This window comes from Sphaerisporangium sp. NPDC088356, from assembly GCF_040685555.1.
GTDB lineage: Bacteria > Actinomycetota > Actinomycetes > Streptosporangiales > Streptosporangiaceae > Sphaerisporangium.
On record NZ_JBFBIK010000233.1, the window covers coordinates 1 to 3,732 of the forward strand.

Consider the following 3,732-nt stretch of genomic DNA (forward strand, 5'->3'; position numbering starts at 1 on the left):
CTGGAAAGGCTCGACCGATGGGGACCGAGGACAAACTCCGCGACTACCTCAAGCGTGCGACCGTCGAACTCACCGAGACCCGGCAGCGGCTCGCTGAGGCCGAGGATCGGCGTCATGAGCCGATCGCCATCATCGGGATGGCGTGTCGCTACCCGGGTGGTGTGGCCAGTCCCGAGGATCTGTGGGATCTGGTGGTTTCGGGTGGGGATGCGATCGGGGATTTTCCGGTCGACCGTGGCTGGGATGTCGAGGGGCTGTACGACCCCGATCCCGAGGCGTGGGGCAAGTCGTACACCCGGCATGGCGGGTTCCTTTATGACGCGGGGGACTTCGACGCGGAGTTCTTCGGGATGAGCCCGCGTGGCGCTCTCGCCACCGATCCGCAGCACCGCCTCGTGCTGGAGTCCACCTGGGAGGCGTTCGAGCGGGCCGGCATCGACCCGGCGACCCTGCGCGGAAGCCTGACCGGCGTCTACATGGGCAACATGTACGACCACTACGCCAGCCGGTTCCTGGGCGTATCCCCGGAGTCCGTCCAAGGCTCCCTGTTCACGTTGAGCGCGTCGAGCGTGCTGTCGGGGCGGGTGTCGTACACCTTCGGGCTGGAAGGCCCGTCGATCTCCGTCGACACCGCGTGCTCGTCCTCCTTGGTGGCCATCCATCTGGCCGTGCAGGCACTGCGGCGCGGGGAGTGCTCGCTGGCGCTGGCCGGCGGCGTGACGGTGATGGCCGCCCCCGAACCGTTCGTGGAGTTCTCGCGGCAGCGTGCGCTGGCCCCCGACGGGCGGTGCAAGTCGTTCTCCTCCACGGCGGACGGCGCGGCGTGGGCCGAGGGCGTGGGCGTGCTGGCGCTGGAGCGGCTGTCGGACGCCCAGCGCAACGGCCGCCGGATCCTGGCCGTGGTCCGCGGATCGGCGGTCAACCAGGACGGTGCCAGCAACGGGCTCACTGCCCCGAACGGCCCGGCCCAGGAGCGTGTGGTGCGGCAGGCGCTGGCCGACGCCCGCCTGGACACCAGGGACGTGGACGCCGTCGAGGCGCACGGCACCGGCACCAGGCTCGGCGACCCCATCGAGGCCCAGGCGCTGCTCGCCACCTACGGGCGCAACCGTCCCGCCGGCCGTCCTCTGTGGCTCGGCTCGGTGAAGTCGAACATCGGCCACACCCAGGCCGCCGCCGGCGTCGCCGGTGTGATCAAGATGGTCAAGGCGCTTGAGCACCGGACGTTGCCGCCGACCCTGCACGTGGAGGAGCCGACTCCGCACGTCGACTGGTCGGCGGGCGAGGTCCGGCTGCTCACCGAGCCGGTGGAGCTGCCGGGCGACCGTCCGTCGCGGGTGGCGGTGTCCGGCTTCGGGGTCAGCGGGACGAACGCGCATGTGATCTTGGAAGGCGTGCCGGAGGCCGTCCCGGTTCCGGCGGAGCCCGATGGCCGCTTGGTGTGGGTGCTGTCGGCGAAGTCCGAGGCGTCGTTGCGCGCTCAGGCGGACCGGCTGCGTACGTACGCGGCGGGCGCGGAGCCGGGTGACCTGGTGGCGGCGGGGCAGGTGCTGTCGCGGCGGCCGGGGTTCGCCCACCGCGCGGTGGTGGTGGCCGAGGACCGGGAGGAGCTGGTCGCGGGCCTGGCGGCGCTGGCGGACGGCCTGCCGCACGCCGCGGCGGTCAGCGGGCTGGCGGCCCCCGACGTCAAGCCGGTGTTCGTGTTCCCCGGGCAGGGGTCGCAGTGGGCCGGTATGGCCGTCGACCTGCTGGACCACAGTGACGTTTTCAGTACCCATATGCGGCGGTGCGATGAGGCGCTCGCGCGATACACCGGCTGGTCGGTGGAGGGTGTGCTCCGCGGCAGGGAGGGGGCGCCTGCGCTGGAAGGCTCCGATGTCATCCAGCCGGTGCTGTTCGCGGTGATGGTGTCGCTGGCGGAGCTGTGGCGGTCGCTGGGGGTGAACCCGGTGGCCGTCGTGGGCCATTCACAGGGGGAGATCACCGCCGCGTGCGTCGCGGGATCGCTGGGCTTGGAGGACGCGGCGAGGGTCGTCGCGTTGCGCAGCCAGGCGCTGGTGAAGCTCGGCGGGAGCGGTGGCATGCTCGCGGTGTCGCTGCCTGCCGTGCGGGTGTGGGAGCGGCTGGAGCCGTGGTCGGACCGGTTGTGGGTGGCGGTCCACAGCGGACCGGCGAGCGCGGTGGTGGCCGGTGATCTCGACGCGCTGGAGGAGTTCGCCGCGGCCTGCGGCGGCACGGTGCGGACCCGGCGGATCGCGGTGGACTACGCCTCGCACACCCCGCACATCGAGGCGCTCCGCGAGGAACTGCTGGCGGCGCTGGACGGGGTGACACCACGGGCCACCGAGGTCGCCTTCTGCTCCTCGCTGACCGGCAGGTTCATCGACCCGGAGGAACTCACCACCGGCTACTGGTACGACAACCTGCGCAACGCCGTGCGATTCGAGCAGGCCGTCGGGGCGTTCGCCGAGTACGACGCCCCGCTGTTCGTCGAGGTGAGCCCGCATCCGGTGCTGGGATCGGATGTCGAGGACATCTGCGAGGCCGCGGGGATCACCGCCGGAGTCTGCGGGTCGCTTCGCCGTGGTTCCGGTGACTGGCGCCGGTTCCTCGCCGCCCTGGCCCAGGCCTACGTGCTCGGCGCCGAGGTCGACTGGACGGCCGCGCTCGCGCCCGCGCCGTACCGGCACGTCGACCTGCCCACCTACGCGTTCGAGCGGCACAGGTACTGGCTCGGCACCACCGAGCGCGCCGGTCGCGTGACCGTCGCCGGGATCGGCGGCTCGCGGCACCCGCTGCTCGACGCCGTCGTACCGGTGGCCGACGACGGCTTCCTGCTCACCGGGCGGCTGTCCCTGGCGGACATGCCGTGGCTCGCCGACCATGCCGTGAGCGGTGGCGTCCTGCTTCCCGGCGCCGCGTTCGCCGAGCTGGCCCTCGAAGGCGGGACCATCGCGGGCTGCGAGTACCTCGAAGAGCTGGTCCTTGAGGCTCCGCTCGTCCTCCCGCGGAGCGGCGCCGTGAGCATCCAGATCACCATCGGCAGGCCGGACGCCGGGGACCGCCGCGACCTGGCCGTGTTCTCACGAACGGACGACGCCGATGGCACCGCGTGGGTGCGGCACGCGTCGGCCGTGCTGACCGTGGACGCGGTCGGTGGTACGGCCGGTGTGTGTGACTGGGCGGGGGTGTGGCCGCCGGTGGGTGCGTCGGTGGTGGCGCTCGATGGTGGGTACGAGCGGTTGGCTGATCTTGGTTATGAGTATGGCCCGGTGTTTCAGGGGGTGCGGGGGGTTTGGCGGCGGGGTGGTGAGTTGTTCGCCGAGGTGTCGCTGGACGATGAGGTGGAGGTGGCGGGGTTCGGGTTGCATCCGGGGTTGCTGGATGCGGTGTTCCATCCGTTGCTGATCGCCGATGGGGTCGACGGGCTGCGGTTGCCGTTCGAGTTCCGTGGTGTGCGGCTGCGGGCTGCCGGTGCCCGGGTGCTGCGGGTCCGCCTGACCGAGGTCGAGGGCGACGGGTGGGCCGTCGAGGCCGCCGACGTCTCCGGCCGGCCGGTCTTCTCGATGGACTCGCTGCGGGCACGGGCCGTCGTGACCCAGGCGTCGGCCTCCACCGGCCCGGTGCCTCATGGTGTCGACTGGATGGATCTCGCCGTCGCGCCCGTCGGCGGCTCGCGGTGGGTCTTCCTGGGTGAGCCGGTGGCGGGCCTGGACGGCTACCCGGATGTGG

Annotated in this window: 1 protein-coding gene; it reads left to right on the forward strand. The window is 72.1% G+C overall.

Going from position 1 to position 3,732, the window contains the following annotated elements; genetic code table 11:
• Positions 1 to 17: 17 nt before the first annotated feature.
• Positions 18 to 3,732: type I polyketide synthase (locus tag AB0O34_RS36370; protein ID WP_363923484.1), on the forward strand; the 3,715-nt coding region annotated here is incomplete at its 3' end.